Annotated in this window: 20 protein-coding genes; 11 read left to right on the forward strand and 9 right to left on the reverse strand. The window is 44.0% G+C overall.

The genetic code is table 11. From position 1 onward, the window contains the following. Positions 1-44 precede the first annotated feature (44 nt). The 7 genes from BMW93_RS31370 (at position 45) to BMW93_RS31400 (ending at position 6,401) form a co-directional block, all read left to right on the forward strand. A complete protein-coding gene (locus BMW93_RS31370) occupies positions 45-884 on the forward strand; it encodes a helix-turn-helix domain-containing protein (RefSeq protein ID WP_090386051.1) in 840 nt (279 codons plus the stop codon). Between the two features lie 237 nt (positions 885-1,121). Then, entirely contained in the window at positions 1,122-2,582 is a 1,461-nt protein-coding gene (locus BMW93_RS31375; RefSeq protein ID WP_090386054.1) for a hypothetical protein, read from the forward strand. A gap of 12 nt (positions 2,583-2,594) precedes the next feature. Continuing rightward, a complete protein-coding gene (locus tag BMW93_RS31380) occupies positions 2,595-3,011 on the forward strand; it encodes a hypothetical protein (RefSeq protein WP_090386057.1) in 417 nt (138 codons plus the stop codon). A gap of 159 nt (positions 3,012-3,170) precedes the next feature. Continuing rightward, entirely contained in the window at positions 3,171-3,830 is a 660-nt protein-coding gene (locus tag BMW93_RS31385; RefSeq protein ID WP_090386060.1) for a hypothetical protein, read from the forward strand. Between the two features lie 133 nt (positions 3,831-3,963). Then, on the forward strand, positions 3,964-4,659 hold the full coding sequence (locus tag BMW93_RS31390) for a hypothetical protein (RefSeq protein ID WP_090386062.1): 696 nt from the start codon (positions 3,964-3,966) through the stop codon (positions 4,657-4,659). Positions 4,660-5,028: 369 nt separating this feature from the next. Next, positions 5,029-5,394 (forward strand): DUF6876 family protein, encoded by a 366-nt coding sequence (locus tag BMW93_RS31395; protein WP_090386065.1) that lies wholly within the window; start codon positions 5,029-5,031, stop codon positions 5,392-5,394. A gap of 371 nt (positions 5,395-5,765) precedes the next feature. Then, positions 5,766-6,401, forward strand: a complete 636-nt coding sequence (locus BMW93_RS31400) for a hypothetical protein (RefSeq protein WP_090386068.1) — start codon at positions 5,766-5,768, stop codon at positions 6,399-6,401. A gap of 260 nt (positions 6,402-6,661) precedes the next feature. On the opposite strand, the gene BMW93_RS31405 is transcribed toward BMW93_RS31400, so the two are convergent. The 6 genes from BMW93_RS31405 to BMW93_RS36360 all read right to left on the reverse strand — a co-directional run bounded on the left by BMW93_RS31405 (position 6,662) and on the right by BMW93_RS36360 (position 11,112). Beyond that, entirely contained in the window at positions 6,662-7,603 is a 942-nt protein-coding gene (locus BMW93_RS31405) for an Rpn family recombination-promoting nuclease/putative transposase (protein ID WP_090386071.1), read from the reverse strand. A gap of 64 nt (positions 7,604-7,667) precedes the next feature. Continuing rightward, entirely contained in the window at positions 7,668-9,233 is a 1,566-nt protein-coding gene (locus tag BMW93_RS31410) for a Fic family protein (protein ID WP_090386074.1), read from the reverse strand. Positions 9,234-9,285: 52 nt separating this feature from the next. Further along, positions 9,286-9,699 (reverse strand): hypothetical protein, encoded by a 414-nt coding sequence (locus BMW93_RS31415; protein WP_090386077.1) that lies wholly within the window; start codon positions 9,697-9,699, stop codon positions 9,286-9,288. 166 nt (positions 9,700-9,865) lie between these two features. Beyond that, complete coding sequence (locus BMW93_RS31420; protein WP_090386079.1) at positions 9,866-10,102, reverse strand: hypothetical protein; 237 nt, start codon at positions 10,100-10,102, stop codon at positions 9,866-9,868. Positions 10,103-10,112: 10 nt separating this feature from the next. After that, positions 10,113-10,841, reverse strand: coding sequence for a hypothetical protein (locus BMW93_RS31425; RefSeq protein WP_090386082.1), 729 nt, complete (start codon positions 10,839-10,841; stop codon positions 10,113-10,115). After that, positions 10,822-11,112: a helix-turn-helix transcriptional regulator gene (locus tag BMW93_RS36360; RefSeq protein ID WP_409013126.1), complete on the reverse strand. Its 291-nt coding sequence runs from the start codon at positions 11,110-11,112 to the stop codon at positions 10,822-10,824. Before BMW93_RS36360 ends, BMW93_RS31425 begins: the two co-directional genes overlap by 20 nt. Positions 11,113-11,219: 107 nt before the next feature. Between BMW93_RS36360 and BMW93_RS31435 the strand changes: the two genes are divergently transcribed. Together BMW93_RS31435 and BMW93_RS31440 are read left to right on the forward strand one after the other, a co-directional pair. Next, positions 11,220-11,684 carry a hypothetical protein gene (locus tag BMW93_RS31435; RefSeq protein ID WP_143061754.1) on the forward strand — a complete coding sequence of 155 codons (465 nt, stop codon included), beginning with the start codon at positions 11,220-11,222 and terminating at the stop codon, positions 11,682-11,684. A 75-nt stretch (positions 11,685-11,759) separates the two neighbouring features. Beyond that, complete coding sequence (locus BMW93_RS31440) at positions 11,760-12,494, forward strand: SOS response-associated peptidase (protein ID WP_090386241.1); 735 nt, start codon at positions 11,760-11,762, stop codon at positions 12,492-12,494. Between the two features lie 3 nt (positions 12,495-12,497). On the opposite strand, the gene BMW93_RS31445 is transcribed toward BMW93_RS31440, so the two are convergent. Beyond that, positions 12,498-12,836, reverse strand: coding sequence for a hypothetical protein (locus BMW93_RS31445; protein ID WP_090386092.1), 339 nt, complete (start codon positions 12,834-12,836; stop codon positions 12,498-12,500). Positions 12,837-12,904: 68 nt separating this feature from the next. Between BMW93_RS31445 and BMW93_RS31450 the strand changes: the two genes are divergently transcribed. Together BMW93_RS31450 and BMW93_RS31455 are read left to right on the forward strand one after the other, a co-directional pair. After that, entirely contained in the window at positions 12,905-13,684 is a 780-nt protein-coding gene (locus tag BMW93_RS31450) for a DNA-formamidopyrimidine glycosylase family protein (protein ID WP_090386095.1), read from the forward strand. A gap of 8 nt (positions 13,685-13,692) precedes the next feature. Next, a complete protein-coding gene (locus BMW93_RS31455) occupies positions 13,693-14,478 on the forward strand; it encodes a DNA-formamidopyrimidine glycosylase family protein (protein ID WP_090386098.1) in 786 nt (261 codons plus the stop codon). 11 nt (positions 14,479-14,489) lie between these two features. Here the strand turns inward: BMW93_RS31455 and BMW93_RS31460 are convergent, their stop codons facing one another. After that, the gene (locus BMW93_RS31460; RefSeq protein WP_090386100.1) at positions 14,490-14,933 is read right to left on the reverse strand and encodes a hypothetical protein; all 444 of its coding nucleotides are present in this window, start codon (positions 14,931-14,933) and stop codon (positions 14,490-14,492) included. A gap of 1 nt (position 14,934) precedes the next feature. After that, positions 14,935-15,375, reverse strand: coding sequence for a hypothetical protein (locus tag BMW93_RS31465; RefSeq protein WP_090386102.1), 441 nt, complete (start codon positions 15,373-15,375; stop codon positions 14,935-14,937). Positions 15,376-15,458 lie beyond the last annotated feature (83 nt).

Genomic DNA, 15,458 nt, shown 5'->3' on the forward strand with positions numbered 1-15,458 from the left:
TATTATTAGTACCAATGATGTGATTTCAATAATAACACTATGCCATGACAAGCGCAAAGATTTTTTTTGGTAGCAATGTTCGGTTTCTCCGCGAGCGCAGGAAACTAACCCAGGAAGATTTCGCCGAGCAGCTCGGCTTCACACGGGTGAAATTGGCTGCAATAGAAGCTGGAAGAACCGAAAACCCGGCGGCGATGGATTTGATCAAATTCTCGGATTTCTTCGGGCTTTCGATCGACAATCTTTTTCGACTGGATCTGCGCGGGGTGGGGGAGCTGCCGCTCCGCGAGCTGGAAGCGGGGAACCAGCTCTACATGAAAGGCACCAACCTTCGGGTGCTGGCTATCTCGACAGACAAAGCCAATAAGGAGAATGTCGAGTATGTGCCAGTGAAAGCAAAAGCTGGCTACCGGAGCGGGTATGCAAACCCGGAATTTATCGCTTCACTGCCAAAGTATTCAGTGCCAGGCCTTCCGCAGACAGGAACGTTCCGGATGTTTCCGACCACCGGGGACTCGATGCTGCCGGTGCCCGAAGGCGCGGATGTGGTCTGCCGGTATGTCGAGGACTGGACCGCATTGAAGCAGGGGACGTTATGCATTGTCATCCTGGATGGCGATCATGATTTTGTCTTCAAGAAAGTGACGGTGCTGCCAGAAGGGAAGAAGATGATACTGGAATCGCTGAACCGGGCGTATGAGCCCTATGAGATCAGTGCCGGCGATGTGCTTGAAATCTGGAAGTTTCATAGCTACTTTTCCAAGGACGTGCCGGAAAGGGTATCGGAGGTTCAGCATATTTCCCAGACGATGGACACGATTTTGAAGCAGCTGAAAGAGATTCAGCAAAAGATGGATCTGAATTCTAGCCATGTTGCTGCCTGAAAAGCCGGAAACGCTAAAAGTATATATTTTTGTGCAATCTATTCTTATCGATTGCATTGGGAGAATTTTGTGGTGAAAATCACGATCTACATGCAGCACCTATCCTAGGAGTTTAGTCTATGCCAAAGGAACGCTACTTCAGATAGGAAGATAAAAAAGTTTGGAATATTAGTAGCGGCCTGATAACATTACCAATTATTCCTTAAAAATTTAGAATCATTCATTGTGACCCTAAAAATGAGCAAAATATCTATTGCGTATATTGCCATACTGATCTTATTATTTGCCTGTAAGAAAAAAAAGGACGAGATTAATCCTGATAATCAATGCAAAATGCCTACGGAAGTCGCGGTTCAGCTTGTGACGGGCGATAGTTTATCTATTAGCTTGGTAGGTACTGATAGTATGTCATTGAAAAAGGTCACTTGGATGCTAACAAGTTATGATACTACGCTGGCTTATATAACACCTGGAATAACAATATTGAAGGTTCCCAATATTTCGAGGAATGGTCAAGTAAAAGTTTCTGTTGACATTGAGACCTCATGCAGGACAAAAATCACGTTAACGCGAACCGAAAACATTCAATCTGCATCATTCAGAAAGATTTGGCTGCGTGAGATTGGCGAATATACTGATACTACATTTACGGCCCTTGTCGAAGCTACAACAGGCGGGTGCATTGCAGTAGGTACTGATTATTCATTAAAAGTAATAAGCGTCGATGCCTCTGGGAAAATTCTCTGGAGAAAGGAAATTGTTGATTCTGAATATCAAAAAGTTCGATCCATAGTTAAAGCTGATGACGGCGGATATGTATTGGGCGGTGATAGGGTAGGTCGCGAATACACATATGGGCTGATGAAAATTTCCGAATCAGGCGAAAAGCAATGGCAGAAAATATTCAAGGGGCGCGGCAACACTTTCAGCGACCAAAGCTATGATAGACTGGCTCAGGTAATCAATGCTTCGGACGGTGGATATATCGTAGCTGGATATTCGTCTTCATTAGCTGGTTTCGATAAGACGGATGCACCAAAAAACCCTAAGGCGAGTCAAAATTATACGCTAACAGATTATTGGATTGTTAAAGTTGATGCTCAGGGAAAAATAGTATGGGATAAAACGATAGGAGGTGACGGGCAGGAAATATTGAACAAAATTGTTGTAACCGTTGACGGTGGCTATATGATATCTGGGTATTCAGAATCAAGTATTTCTGATGATAAAACATCTGATGTTGAGGGCAATTTTGATACCTGGGTTGTCAAAATTAATAAGTCAGGGACTAAACAGTGGGATCGATCCTTTGTCAATTCCGCTTTCGATATGGTGGCGTTGCAAGATGGCTCCGTAGTCCTGAGTATATGGCCAAAGGGTGGCAGCAAATCTTTTGGATTAATGAAGTTGGATGATCGCGGTAATTCGGTCTGGCAAAAAAATGTAGAGGGCGATTACGGTAACTTGCTTCCCTTGGATGATGGCGGTTTTATTATGGCAGGGAGGTTTGGCAATAGCAACTTACTGCGCTTCTCTCCCGACGGTGAAGCACTAGTGGCAAGTACAGTGGACTTATCAGGATCTTATTTTTCTTTCTGGGCTGGTTTAGCTAAGGCAAAGTCGGGGGGATTTTATGGAATTGTTAGCTCTCGTCCTGGACAAGGCATTTATCAACCAGCTGTCATATACCTAAAATAATACATTACGAAAATGGATGCTCTCATCAAGGCAGCAAGGAAATCGTCTCAGGAGTCAGGCACAGGAAGTGAGTTTTTGGTACTGAGCAACCTATACCGGCTCGGTATAAATGCATTTATTAGCTTTGGCAACACCAAGCAGATAGATATTATAATACAGGCAAGAAATGGAATGGCACTTACAGTTGACGTTAAGTCGGTTCGTGATTACAGCTCCATACCTGTCACGAATGTGCGGGCAAAGGAAAATCACTTTCTCGTGGTTGTCGTATATAATCGAAGGTTCGCTGACCTCAAATCGCTGCCAGATTTTTATATTATTCCTTCGATTAAAATTGATGAAATTCAAGAGATATACAAAGCGGAGAAGCGGCTTCTAAAAGGCAAACTGTCAAATTTTAAGGATCAATGGCATTTTCTGGCGTGCTAGTTGGAGGCGTTTTTGGGTGTACTATTATTTGTATCTTCCAAATGACCCTCATGATGGAGTCAGCTTAAAGTTTTTAACTGACTAATAGTAGTCGTGAAACATATTGTTAATTAGGTCATTAAAGTATTATATGGACTTTTAACTTCTCGTATCGATTATATGAAAATTCAAGATTACTCAGGTTTAATCCGGAACCTTCCTGTAAGGCAACAGTCTTTTACTACTAAACGGAGTACTTGGGGAAAAGCTGAAAGTCAGATACCCTGGCTTGCGGAACTAAACAACAAAATATTTGAGAATCGAATTGCAGTAACTATTAGTCGACAGGATGTATTTGCTACTGATGATGTTAGAGAACTAATTGTTAAGACGATTTATTGGGGTTACCCCCGAGGTATGCGAGGAAACCATGTCGTCAACATTTTTAACGCGATGAAAGAAATTGAAACAGAATTTACGTTGGCATTGGCTAGAGAAACGAATCAGTCCATAGATTCTTCGAATTTTGCTTCTCTACTCGAATTGTTTGAATCGATCGAGGGCTTAGGTATTTCTACACTCACCAAATTGCTTTATTTTAATGACGTTACTTTCGACGGGCATCGTTGTTTGATTCTTGATTCAAGAATTATCAAGGTACTCCAAGAGGCAAAGTTTAATGAGTTTCATTCACTGCGTCATATCCGATATGGTAAGGGAGTGCTTCTTTACACACAATATCTCCAAGTAATGTCAGCAGTCAGCAGAGATCTCGACGTAAATTGTGAGGGCTTGGAGCAGTTTTTATTTCTTTTTGGAGGAAATCTCAAAATTGGGTAAACCCTTGGAGTAACTGAAATATTTGATTGACAGCCAACTTTTATTAGGGATTTTGAAAACCAATTAGAAATAACCAACATATTAACCAGTTTTAACCAAATTATAAACCTCCTTTATACAATTCTTACATCTTATGAGCAATTATGGACTACGGGGCTTCCTAATCTCTTTCATTTTAGTTTTTGTATTGACCTTTCAAAGTTGTAGCTCTGTCGTTACGACAAAATATGCAATAATATCTTCAATATGTCTAGCAGCAATATCGGGTGTAATTGGATTGTTAGTTGGTAAACAGTTCAAATCCGATGATACGCCACCCGAGACACAATTTTTCAGAAAATATGAAAAGTATTTCTACGTGTCCTTGATTCCTCTCATTATACTGGTAAAGTTGTACAACGATAACCCAGGAATATCAAGTAGTGAACCGTCTCAGGAATTGAAGGATAATTTGGGCAATTTGGATGGAACCTGGGCCTGGGAAAGCAAGAAGGCTGAATCAACATATTGTTTACGAATATGTTTTGATCTAAACACAAAATCTGGAAAGTATGATCTTGCGAGCCTACATGAAGACTGGGAATCTGAGAAATCAAAGTTAAGTAAGATCAGAAGCGGTAAATTTGAGCTGGTTAATGGTTATGATAAGTATGGCGATAAAGCCTATGTTGGTAAAGATACCGAATCCGATAAACCAATGTTTGTTATAACATTATTGGATAATCCCTACGCTAGCGAATGGCACCTTAGACTTTCAATGATTGAGGATGAGATGTTTGGACATGGAATGTTGAAGATAAACAATGACTGTAATGCAGCAACTAAGTAGAGTATTAAATGAGACCACGGGCTATAAGCAGTGGTCTCGGCTCCTAATCTTGTTTACGAAAATCATGAATACTGACATACGGAAGTTTATGCTGCGTCTTTGGCCTTACCTTCATCCCTGATGATGTAGATTAACCGTAGTGTTAGGATTGTTACATACAGCTAATTGAAGTCTACTTGCTAAGTATCTATTTCTGCTCAAATAGCCCACGACCGAGGAAAACAACGCAAGGTGCACCTGGCAGTCTGAACGTCAATCACGCTGCCCGCTCCATTCACTTCGCTCCCGTGGTGGTGTTGTCTTTCCAGTCAGTTGCCTGGTCCTGCGAGGCATTGTTCTCCAACGGTGGAGGCTAATAACAGCGAAAAAATGGAAACACAGCAATTGACATCGACAGACCTCGCACAATTCATCGGCACTAGAAAGTGGTACTGCCACCCGATCGTCCGCAAGATGCTATACACAGATGGGATCAGGTATATGATGAACAACGCTGGCGCTTACTGGCTCATCGATGAAGTTGCATTCCACCAGTTCCAGCCGCGAGTCAAACAGAAAGAATTTCAGGTCTGGCTACTAACGGTCAACCTTGAAGAGTCAACCGCGGTTCTAAATTGCGAAGACGGCAACGGCCGGGTCCTGTGTTCAAAACAAATCCCATTCACAGACTTTCCATTGGTAGAAATCAAAATCTATGTTTCAGACAATGTGATCTTACTACCGAGTGAGTACTGAGCATGAAAGGGGCTGCTGCCGGAAGGTGGCAGTCTTCTTTCCCGTCAGCCGTTTTGCATGTGAATGGGCTAGGCCAGAATGTAAATCTAAGAATCAGATTCCTACGCTACATTTTCTATTTAACATAAGATAACTTATACGTATTTAAAATATGAAATTTCTAATAAATATGCCATTTCTTTGCATTATAATAGTACTAAGTAAAGGCTGAAAGTAGACGAAAGACATCGTAATATCAAAAGTTGGTCTAGACGAGATAAGCGGTTGATTGCTACACGGAATTTTGTGAAGCCGTGCTATATACCAGAAAATAAGTAAAATTTTGATAATGAGATGCTTGTTTGTAACATTCGGTATCAATTGACATTCATATGCCCCTTAATTCAGAAAATCTCTTTGATGCCGACTTTGCAAATGCATTGGTTGCGTTTGCGGCGTTTGTTTTGTCGGGATTTGCTCTTTGGAAAGCTCAAAAAAAGGAAAAAATAGAGCTTGCAAATATTTTAGCCGGAATCAGGAGAAACCAGTATGAAGATATTCATCAATGGGGTGTTGAGGTTATAGAAACTATGGCACAGACTTCAAGCCTTTGTGAATTCGATCCGGCTAGAAAGCTTGATTTTTTCGATTGTAGAGTAAATTTGATCGGAAGGCTTTCTTATTTGCTTGATCGAGGGAAGCTATACTTACCAAATGTAAAGCCTGAAGAAATTGGTGTATACAAGCCTGGTGCTTACCAAGGTCTAAGGCAACAAGTTTTAGATGAACTTTATAAATTTCATAAAAAGGCAGAGGATCTGGACTACCATGCAAAGCTTCCAAATAAGGGTCTGCAAAAGGAGCTAGTAAACATTAGAAGAGAGTTTGTGAGCGAGCTTCAAAAGACTTTACAGGTTAGAAAAATTGAATCGGAATTGACAGAAATGGTGGTTGATATTAAGAGAGCACTTAATCACAGGGACCAAAAGTTGGATCCTGACTCCCCCCATGCCCAATCGGACTCTTGACAACGCCAATTTCTTCCAATGAAAATATTTCTGCGCGTTGATTCCATTATCGGAGCTATTTTTCTTTCCCAACAGGCATTCGGATAAATGAAGTTCGTCCAACTTGACTGTCTATTACAGGGATTGCCTGCTCAAAATCGACAGATAGGATCGGACACTGATGGTATGTGTCAATTAAAGATTTTTACGGGCACAGTGATAGTGTAAGCTATGAAAGCAGTGAATATTGACTGTCGGCCTTGTATGGTTTCCACAATGTTCTAGGAAACTTGTAGCTGCTGGCGAATGTCAGACACATAATCAACACCTACTTCCAGGGCGGAAGCTATCTGTTCATCGGTTAGCAAGGATTGCTTGACTAGGTTTCGAACGGCGTTTTCAGTCTTTTCCTGTTGACCTTCGATTTTGCCCTTCAGTTCTCCTTCTTTCAAACCTTCTTTACGACCTTTCTCAACAAAAATGTCCAACGTGCTCATAACGGTTTCTTTAATTTGAGTGGGTAGCGACGTTATCAGTTCAATGATTTGCTGCTCGCTTAGCTCACTGTTTACGAATGTATAAACAATCAGGCTGGTTTGCAAGTTCTGATCCATCTCGCTGGCCAGCTTCAATATTGTGGGGATCAGATCGCTTAGGCGCTCTTTGAGCACGCTATGTTTCATGGCTAGCAGAGCCGCGGCGAGGAATTTGTTATTCAGGGCCTGGATCTGCTCATCGGAGATTTTGCCCAAATTGTGAAAAACGTACTGATAATCCGGCACGAATTGCAACAGCTCTGGTTCGAGCTCGTCGAAAAGGGAAGCTAGCGTTTTATATTCCCACCGGGCTTTTCCATGGTAAAGCAGTATCGGAATGATCAGCGAAGGCTTCTCCCCATCCGCGAGCTGCTTCAAAAGCCCTGAGAATATATAGCTGCCTATTTGAATCGGCGTGTACTTGTCGATATAGCTTTTGTGCTCGATGAGAAGAGAAATCTTGACTTCCCCTTTTCCACCGGCTCGTTTACACGCATAAACGATGTCGGAGATGGACTTTTGTAGCTCCTTTGAAACATAGGTATCAGGTAGCTGCCGCAGGGTTGAGAAATCTAATTTTTCAAGGACATATGCCGGCAGACAAGCGCGGAAGTAATCCAGCGCAATTTGCTGGTTGCCCATGATGGACCGAAGGAATGTATCGTGCTTTGATGTATGCTCACCCATTAGGCAAAGATATAGGTTTTGCGCCCTACCTACTGTGTATCTGGATTTCCGATGTTTTTGTCTCCTAATAAACTGTATCGGAAAGTGTGCTTACGCCAAAAATTTCCCGGTATCTTGTTTCAATCTCAAATATCTCCGAGTCCTTAAAGTGTTTGAATTCAGAGCTTTTTGCGCGTTTTGATAAAGTGCCATTTCCCTGCTCTAAGAAACTCACTAGGAGTGATACCATCCGGTCAGGCATTGGGACAAATGCATCGAGAAAACTTTTCATTTGATCATACTTTTGCAAAAAGTCAATTTGCTCAGGGATGATCACATCGATAGCATGCTGAATACAGGAGTAGAGAAATTCGGCTTGCTGGGTCGCATCAAAATACCGGTACAGGTCACCAGTCGCTCCATTGATTTGCACATTGTTGTCAGCTGCTGGCTCCCATTCAATTAAAGGAAGGCGCGGAAGGGAGAATGATTCCAACACCTGGCGGTAACCGAAGATGCGGGACAAAATCACTTCTGAAACGGGTACTATCTGCCCTTTGGGAGCAAAGCCTTTTCTGTATAGCATATGCTGAATCAGATAGCGGTGAAGCCGCCCATTTCCATCCACGAATGGGTGAATGAATACAAACCCAAAGGCAAGTACCGCGGCTGCCAGCACCGAATCGTAACCATTGTCCTTTTCAAGCATTTCAGCAGTTTGAATCAGGCCAGCCATCAAAGTTTCAAGATCCTCCCACCTGGCCGAGATGTGGTCGGGTATGGGCCTGCCGCTTATGTATTCATGTTCGCCGATGAAGCCCTGTTGACGCCGGTATCCCGTTGACACTTTTTGGTTTCCAAGTACAATCTGGGCGAGCCTTACTAATTCCTGCTCACATATTGGTATTTGCCCGGACTTCCCAATCGCCAGTTTCCAAAGCACTGCTTGCTGACCTGACGGCCGCTCCCCTTCGATGGCATATGAAGCAATGGCCTCTTGAAATTGAAAGTGAGATTCGAGCTTTCCGGAAATAAAAGGATGTACCTGGGCGAGTGTCTTTTTTAGCTTGTTTGAAAAGCTCAAATTCATGTACTGGTCGAGCTTTTCGGTCCGGCGGATCAAAGGGCAAAATTCCGGCACACCAGGCAGGTTATTGATAATCCGGTGCCTGGCTGACTTTGGGGCAGAGCTTCGCCCGTATTGCAGTGTCTGGTCTACCAGTTCTTGGTAATTGCCTTGGGTCAGATCGGGGATTTCCAGCCGGTCATCCAAAAGCCACTCATACAGTAGCCAAATGCGCCTGACATACTTACTGTTTGGCATTTGCTCGACAACCGATGTAATCTCGGGTTTCCCGACTGCCAGGAACACTTGCTTTAACAGGTATAAGTCGAGTCCCTCATATTTGAACGCAAATATCAGGTGGTCAATAAGGGTGTCAGCAGGCCGGTAGCTCGGGCTATAAATCCGCCATCCTTCTTTGGTGACGTTTTTGGCCTTTGTGCTAATCATTGCGAAGCAGTAAGGCCGTGGCGTTTTCAGATTTAACACACTCATTAAAGCGGAATAGCCTGCCAGAAAGCCGGGCTCTGGAAGGGCTACACCTTGAAAAATGGTTACTAAATCTGAAAAGTACTTACGATCGGCCATGTTTTGTGAAAAGTGGTTACCACTTACCTCAAAATACGATTTTTGAAGGGCATTACCAATTACTTATATGAGCATCCTGGCGGGCCAGCTTGATTTCATTTTGAATGAATTTAACGAGTTTTGAAACTGAGCTGAGTACATCTGCATTTAAATCAGCGTGTAACGAAAACCTAACGCTTCGCATAGGATCGTCCAAGTCATAGCAACCGAAATGAAAAATCTGTTTGGAGCCGAGAGTTTCAGGACGGTAATATGTCAGGTTTGCCCCCGCTTGTAAAAACAGGTCCTTCCGGAACGGAGTCGGCAGATCGTCTGATGGCTTGTAGCGCTCAAAAAATGAATCTACCATTTTTTTTACCAGACGACCATCGGATGTTACTTCCGCCGGTAATAAGTCTAAGATGTGCGCGCGGTAATCCTGTGGACGGATTTTTGGCTGAACATCAAGCATGCCTTCGAATCTCATGGTTTTATGATCTGATTATCGAATATAAGAACTGGAAGCACCTTGAATACTGGTATGCTATGGCCAGCAATGTCGGTTTCCCATGATTTCAACACGAACAAGCAAATACACCGTGTCAACATTGTTAACACGGTGTCTAACTACTCTTCATCGTACATGTTCTATTTCATGTTTCTTTTCTGCGGGCTCCTTTCCGGTAAATGGATGAAAGCTGCTCATAGGGTAGATAATCTAGCGTGGCGCTCTGCTGGGAAGTAGGAAACTGTTTGAAAATTTTGTAATAGTTGAAAGCGCTCTCCATCCGGCAATGCAATGGTTTCAAGGCCTGGATCAGCTCGGCGGGTTCAAGCTGTGTCAATTCTCGTAGTTTTTCAAACCATTCATTGGAAGTCAGCGCTTTCATATACAAGTTTTTAATCTACATCCTCTTTTTGCAGAGGCTTCTTAAATACTCCTTGATTATAAAGTTTTTCCCATTCGGCTTCTGCTTTCTCGACGGCATCCGTACTGTGAATACCCCAAAACGTGCCTGACATCTGCTCTTCGCCACGGTCCGAATAAGCATGGTGTATGGGATCGATTGTGTGGATACTCCATTCCCACGGGCTGGCATAACCCCAGTATTCAAAAAGCCCTCCGTCCATCATTAGAACCGTAAACGGCCTGTATCCGCGGTTAATGTAACTTTCGTACAGATCAACCTTGGTTGTGACAGATGAGCTCGGCAATTGGATTACCTGCACCGGGCGCTCTGGGTTTTCCAAGTATTCAGCAAGTTTCTCAGCAGAAATTTGATTTGTGAAACAGCCGTGCTCGATCTCGCCGGGTAGGTTGCTATTGTAGCGCAGCCTGCCGGCCTTTATTGACTCAGCGGTAGGAACAGAAAGCTCTATCTGATGGTCTTCGGCAACAAGGCCTGCCTTCGCCCTGACCTGGTTGTAATTGGTTATCTCTTGCAGATACTGCTGGTTTTCTGCCTGAAATTCCTGGATTGCTTCTTCCAGTGACAGATCGTCGATAGGAAGCGGCTCGGCAGCCGGTGTGTAGACGACCCATACTGTTGTCTGAGCGTTGCCAGTTCCGGCATCCTGCCCGCCAGGATTGTTATCTTCAAATTCCATCTCAAATTGCATGATTTCCATTTGTAAATGACTTGTAGTTTGCCTCAATGACCCGGACTTTCATTTCACCAGCCTTCGATAACTTAATCGAGATCAAAACATCAATGGGTACACAGAAGTAGCGCGAAAATGTCTGCGCATCGTTTAGACTGACATTGATTGTCTGGCCAGTCTCAATGGCCTTCAATTTTTCCCTACTAATTCCCAGGCTCTCAGATAATTCATGCTGCGTCAACTTCCTGCGTTGGCGCAGAAAGCGAATATTTTCTCGAAAGCATCCTTGTCCATCCACGATATTTTTGATACACTTAAAATCAGAAAAATGGTATTCCAAATACCAAATTTAGCAAAAGTTATTAGAAAACAAATAATTAGGAATGGCGATTGACAGATTGACTTATGAAAAAAGACTACTCATTAATGGCGCACGCCCTGCATAGCCGCTTACAGCTAGTCAGGCAACATTTGCATGCCAAGCCGGGAATGGAGCCGGCAGAAGTCGTCCTATTCAACCAGGTGCTTTTCAATAAGGCTGCCGAGTCAGTTAGAATTTATCACCATTATTATTGCCAGCAGGCAGATTATCTGGACGCGGCCGAGCTTCTACTGATGAGTGCCGAGACGGAAAGTCCAAGGCTAAGACCCCAATGGACTGTGCATAAAAATGAGTTTTACTGCGTTGAAATGCGTGATTCAGGAAATGATTGGTCTGTGGTTACCAAGGATTTGATCAGTAGCTATAAAGGGGAATTCTCTGCCAAAATGAATTATCAACAAGCCCTGTTACTCTACCGCTTCCTTTGCAAACTATCAAGCGCGGCAAAATTTAGGATTTCAAGGATCGATCCTTTACATCAAGGATAGTCGTGCTCTGTAAACGTGCAGGAGACGAAATCTGTTATCTTGCTTGTAAGATTGAGGGTTAAGCCAAGATTTGAGATGTCCTACCACCTATCAGAAGAAAAAAGTGTCGAGCAAATAAGCCATTGGTTCAAACGCCCGTTTGTGGGTGCCGAGCGTTTCCATCAGGCGTATCACCTTAGCGCGTTTGATAACCCGTTCCTTCCTGTCATCTCCAATGCTAATTCCAGACAAATCGATATGTACCGGTGGCGGTTGGTGCCTACCGATACCATAGCAGAGCAGGCATTTGGCGCGAACACACGGAACGCGAAGCGGGAGACCATTTTTACCATCAAGTCTTACCGCAGGTATTGGGAGAACCGGTGCCTGGTAATATGCACTGGCTTTTTTGAACCCCATTTTGTTTCCCAGGAGCTACCAACTGAAAGCTATTACATCAAGCCCAGGCATCGGGAGTTTCTCACGCTTGGGGCGATCTTTGCTCGATGGAATGGCATGAATACTTTCTCGATTATTACCACGCCGACATCACCTTTACTGTCCCAGGTTCACAATGAAGGGCAAAGGATGCCACTTGTTCTGGAAGCAGAGGCTGCACGCCGGTGGGTATCCGCACCAGGGACGCTCTCGCAGGCTGAAATGACCGCGCTCATGCAGCCCTATCCGCACGATGATAATTGGATTACCTACCGGACGATCGACGGAATAACCAATTCAAGGATAAATACTAATGTGCCGGAAGTCTTGTTGCCCTACGAGCCGAAGCCTGCGCCATATTCAGAATTACCTTTGTTCGGCCAACAGGAATAAGCGTCAAGGATCGAGCCCCTCGAATTCAGCAGCTGGATAAAAGAACCGATCAGACCTGAGCGAGCTGATCCCGACAATCCTTTCGTCATCCAGTTGGACTTTAATCAGGTGCCCTTCTAAATCGCGGCCTTTATCTACTTCGCAGATTTCAAAACATCGCTTGATGAAGTGGCCGACAATATCGCTACCCTCATTGGGAATTGAGGCAAACAGGTTGGGCCCACCGAACTCTATATATTGGTCACCAACTTTAATTTCAAGACTTGCGCTTAACGCAACGCGATCAATCAGATGGAGATCAAAATCGATGATCTCCCCGATCGCAGTAATTGTATCTGCCAACTTACCAGGTGTTGATTTTTGCCGAAATCTAGCTAAAATTGGGTTCACTTATCAAACAAACATTAGCCATGCCCGAGGTACCGGAATTGAACGTTGTTGGACTTACCCTGCAAAAGCATTTCAATGGACAGAAAGTCAAGAACATTGAAGTTTTTTGGAAAAAGCGCGTGAAAGCCACCGAAGAAGAATTTAACACATCTCTAAAAGGTGCGACGCTCTTGTCGGTCGGCCGCAATGGCAAAGAGCTCCATCTTCATTTTGATAACCATCAGATCCTTGGCATTCACATGATGCTGACAGGGAAGATGATCCTTTTACCGACCGACCAAGACCTTAAAAACCCCATTTTCGAGCTTTCCTTCGAAAATGGCGCGGGCATCGCTGTATTAGATGGTATGGGGCAAGCAAAGCCGATCCTTAACCCGGAAATTCCAGATGTGCCCGATATCATGGGCGATGATTTCACAGAGGCTTATCTTGCCCAGGTACTTTCGAAAGCCGGTGGGAAAATAAAGGAGGTTCTGCAAAAACAGGATAAGATCCGTGGGATAGGAAGCGCCTATGCGGACGAAATCTTGTGGGCCGCAAAAGTATCGCCCTATTCGATCGCCAAGAATATTCCAGCTGAGAAAGTGCGCTCAATTTATCAGGCAATCCGTGACGTCACTGTCGAGGCGACCCAGGATCTGATGAAAAGAAAAAGCGATGATGTGTTCGAAATGGAAAACAAAGACCATAGGTACGTGCACAATTCAGCGAAGACCCACTCGCCGGAGGGAGAGGAAATCATTGTCGGTAAACTGGGGTCTGGCAGAACATACTATACTGCGAGCCAAGAGCTTTACTAGCGTTAGAAATGATAGAAATTCCGGAGCTGACTGTGATCAGAACCAAGCTGGCCCGGCTTCTGATCGGTAAGAAGCTGGTTGAGCTCAACATTCATTGGCAAAAGAAATTCAAACAGGCTCCGGATTCGATCATCAAAGCGGCTCAAAATGCAACCGTAATGGAAGTCCGACGCGTTGGTAAACTAATCCACCTAGCGCTCGACAACGGCGAGGTGCTAGGCATTTATTTTGGCGACGGTGCCATCCCGTATTGGACCCCATTAAATGATCGTTTCGAATACAAGGTGATGGAAATGGCATTTGAAAATGAGATAGGGTTGGCAATTGACGATTTGTCTGGCCAAAGTTATCTCATATTAAATCCTGACTTAGCCACTACTGATGATCCCCTGCACCCCTCATTGACGCTAGCATATCTGAGAAAATCGATACGGACTTTCAAATCATCGTCTATCAAAGGGTACATGCTTACTGAAAGGAAGATGCGAGGGATTGGTGGCGCATATGTGGACGAAATATTGTGGGATATAAAGGTGGCTCCGCATTCGGTAACAACAAAAATACCAGATGCGAAGTTGGTCGAATTGATCGATTCGATCAGGACAACTTTGACTTTTGCAGCGAGCAAAATTGAGGGCTTAACGGGTCCGAAAGACTTGGTCGCCTGCCGTTATGACTTTTTCAAAATCCACAACACTGGAAGGCGATATGACCCCGACGGGCACCGAATTCAAAGAATTGTCGTTCATCGCAAGAGGACATTTTGGACAGACAGGCAAACGTTGTATTCTTAGGCCCAAAAGGCTTATAGCTTCGATATTTTCCTGAGAAAGGCTTTGATTTCATCCTGATACCGTTCCAGTGGCAGTACCGCAGAAGGCAAAAACTCAATTTCCAGCGAGGAAGCTTTATACATAAAATGGCCGTATGCATGTGCCTGGGACAAATCAATGCAGTCTTTGAAGTTTGTCACAGCTCGCCGGGTCGCACCGCGTGTCATGATAGAAGCGTCCGGAAAATGGAACATCGTAATTTGCTTTGAGGTGGCCGCAGTCAAACTGCCATCCAGCTGGCTGATAATCAAAGAAACGTTCGTTGTAATTGCGAGTGAGCCAGTCTTAAATTTGTCCCAGGTAGTCCGGTAATGCATTGCCGCAACCACGTCTTGCTTCTGGGACAGGTATCCTTGTAAGACCTCTTGATCGATAGCTAACTCCGATCCAGCGGTGCCTATAATAACAAAATCCATATCACTGTTTGTTTAGGAATTCGATGGCACCTTTCCTTAGTTTTTCCGTAGGTGTGGGCTCCATCAGGGGCGTTTTTAGGCCACGTTCAACGGCCTGATTGGACATCATAGCGTAGGCATGAGCTTCTGAAAGGTGAAAGCATTTCTCTAAGACCGAGAGCTTCAAATCTTCTTGTTCTGATTTGAAAAACGAGCCGTCAACGAATTCGAAAACAGTCAAATAATACCCGGTTAGGCCATCGTGCTGGATACCGTTTTCTATCCCGATATACTTCATTTGGGTAGAAAGATAAAGGTGCTTTTTCTCAAATGCTTCGATCTTGGAAAGAACACTAATGCCAGCCGAGCGTCCGAATTCTTTTCTTTTAAGGCGTTCCAGTATGCTGGATTCCTCGCTAAAATCACCGACCGAGGCGTCGATAACCTTGAATATGTGTTCCATCTTAACAGCTGCAAATCGTCAGGATTGTAAGATAGCCACAAATCATTTGGCGGGAAGCAATGGGAAGATAAATCTTCTTTTTT

This window comes from Dyadobacter sp. SG02 (genome assembly GCF_900109045.1).
GTDB lineage: Bacteria > Bacteroidota > Bacteroidia > Cytophagales > Spirosomataceae > Dyadobacter.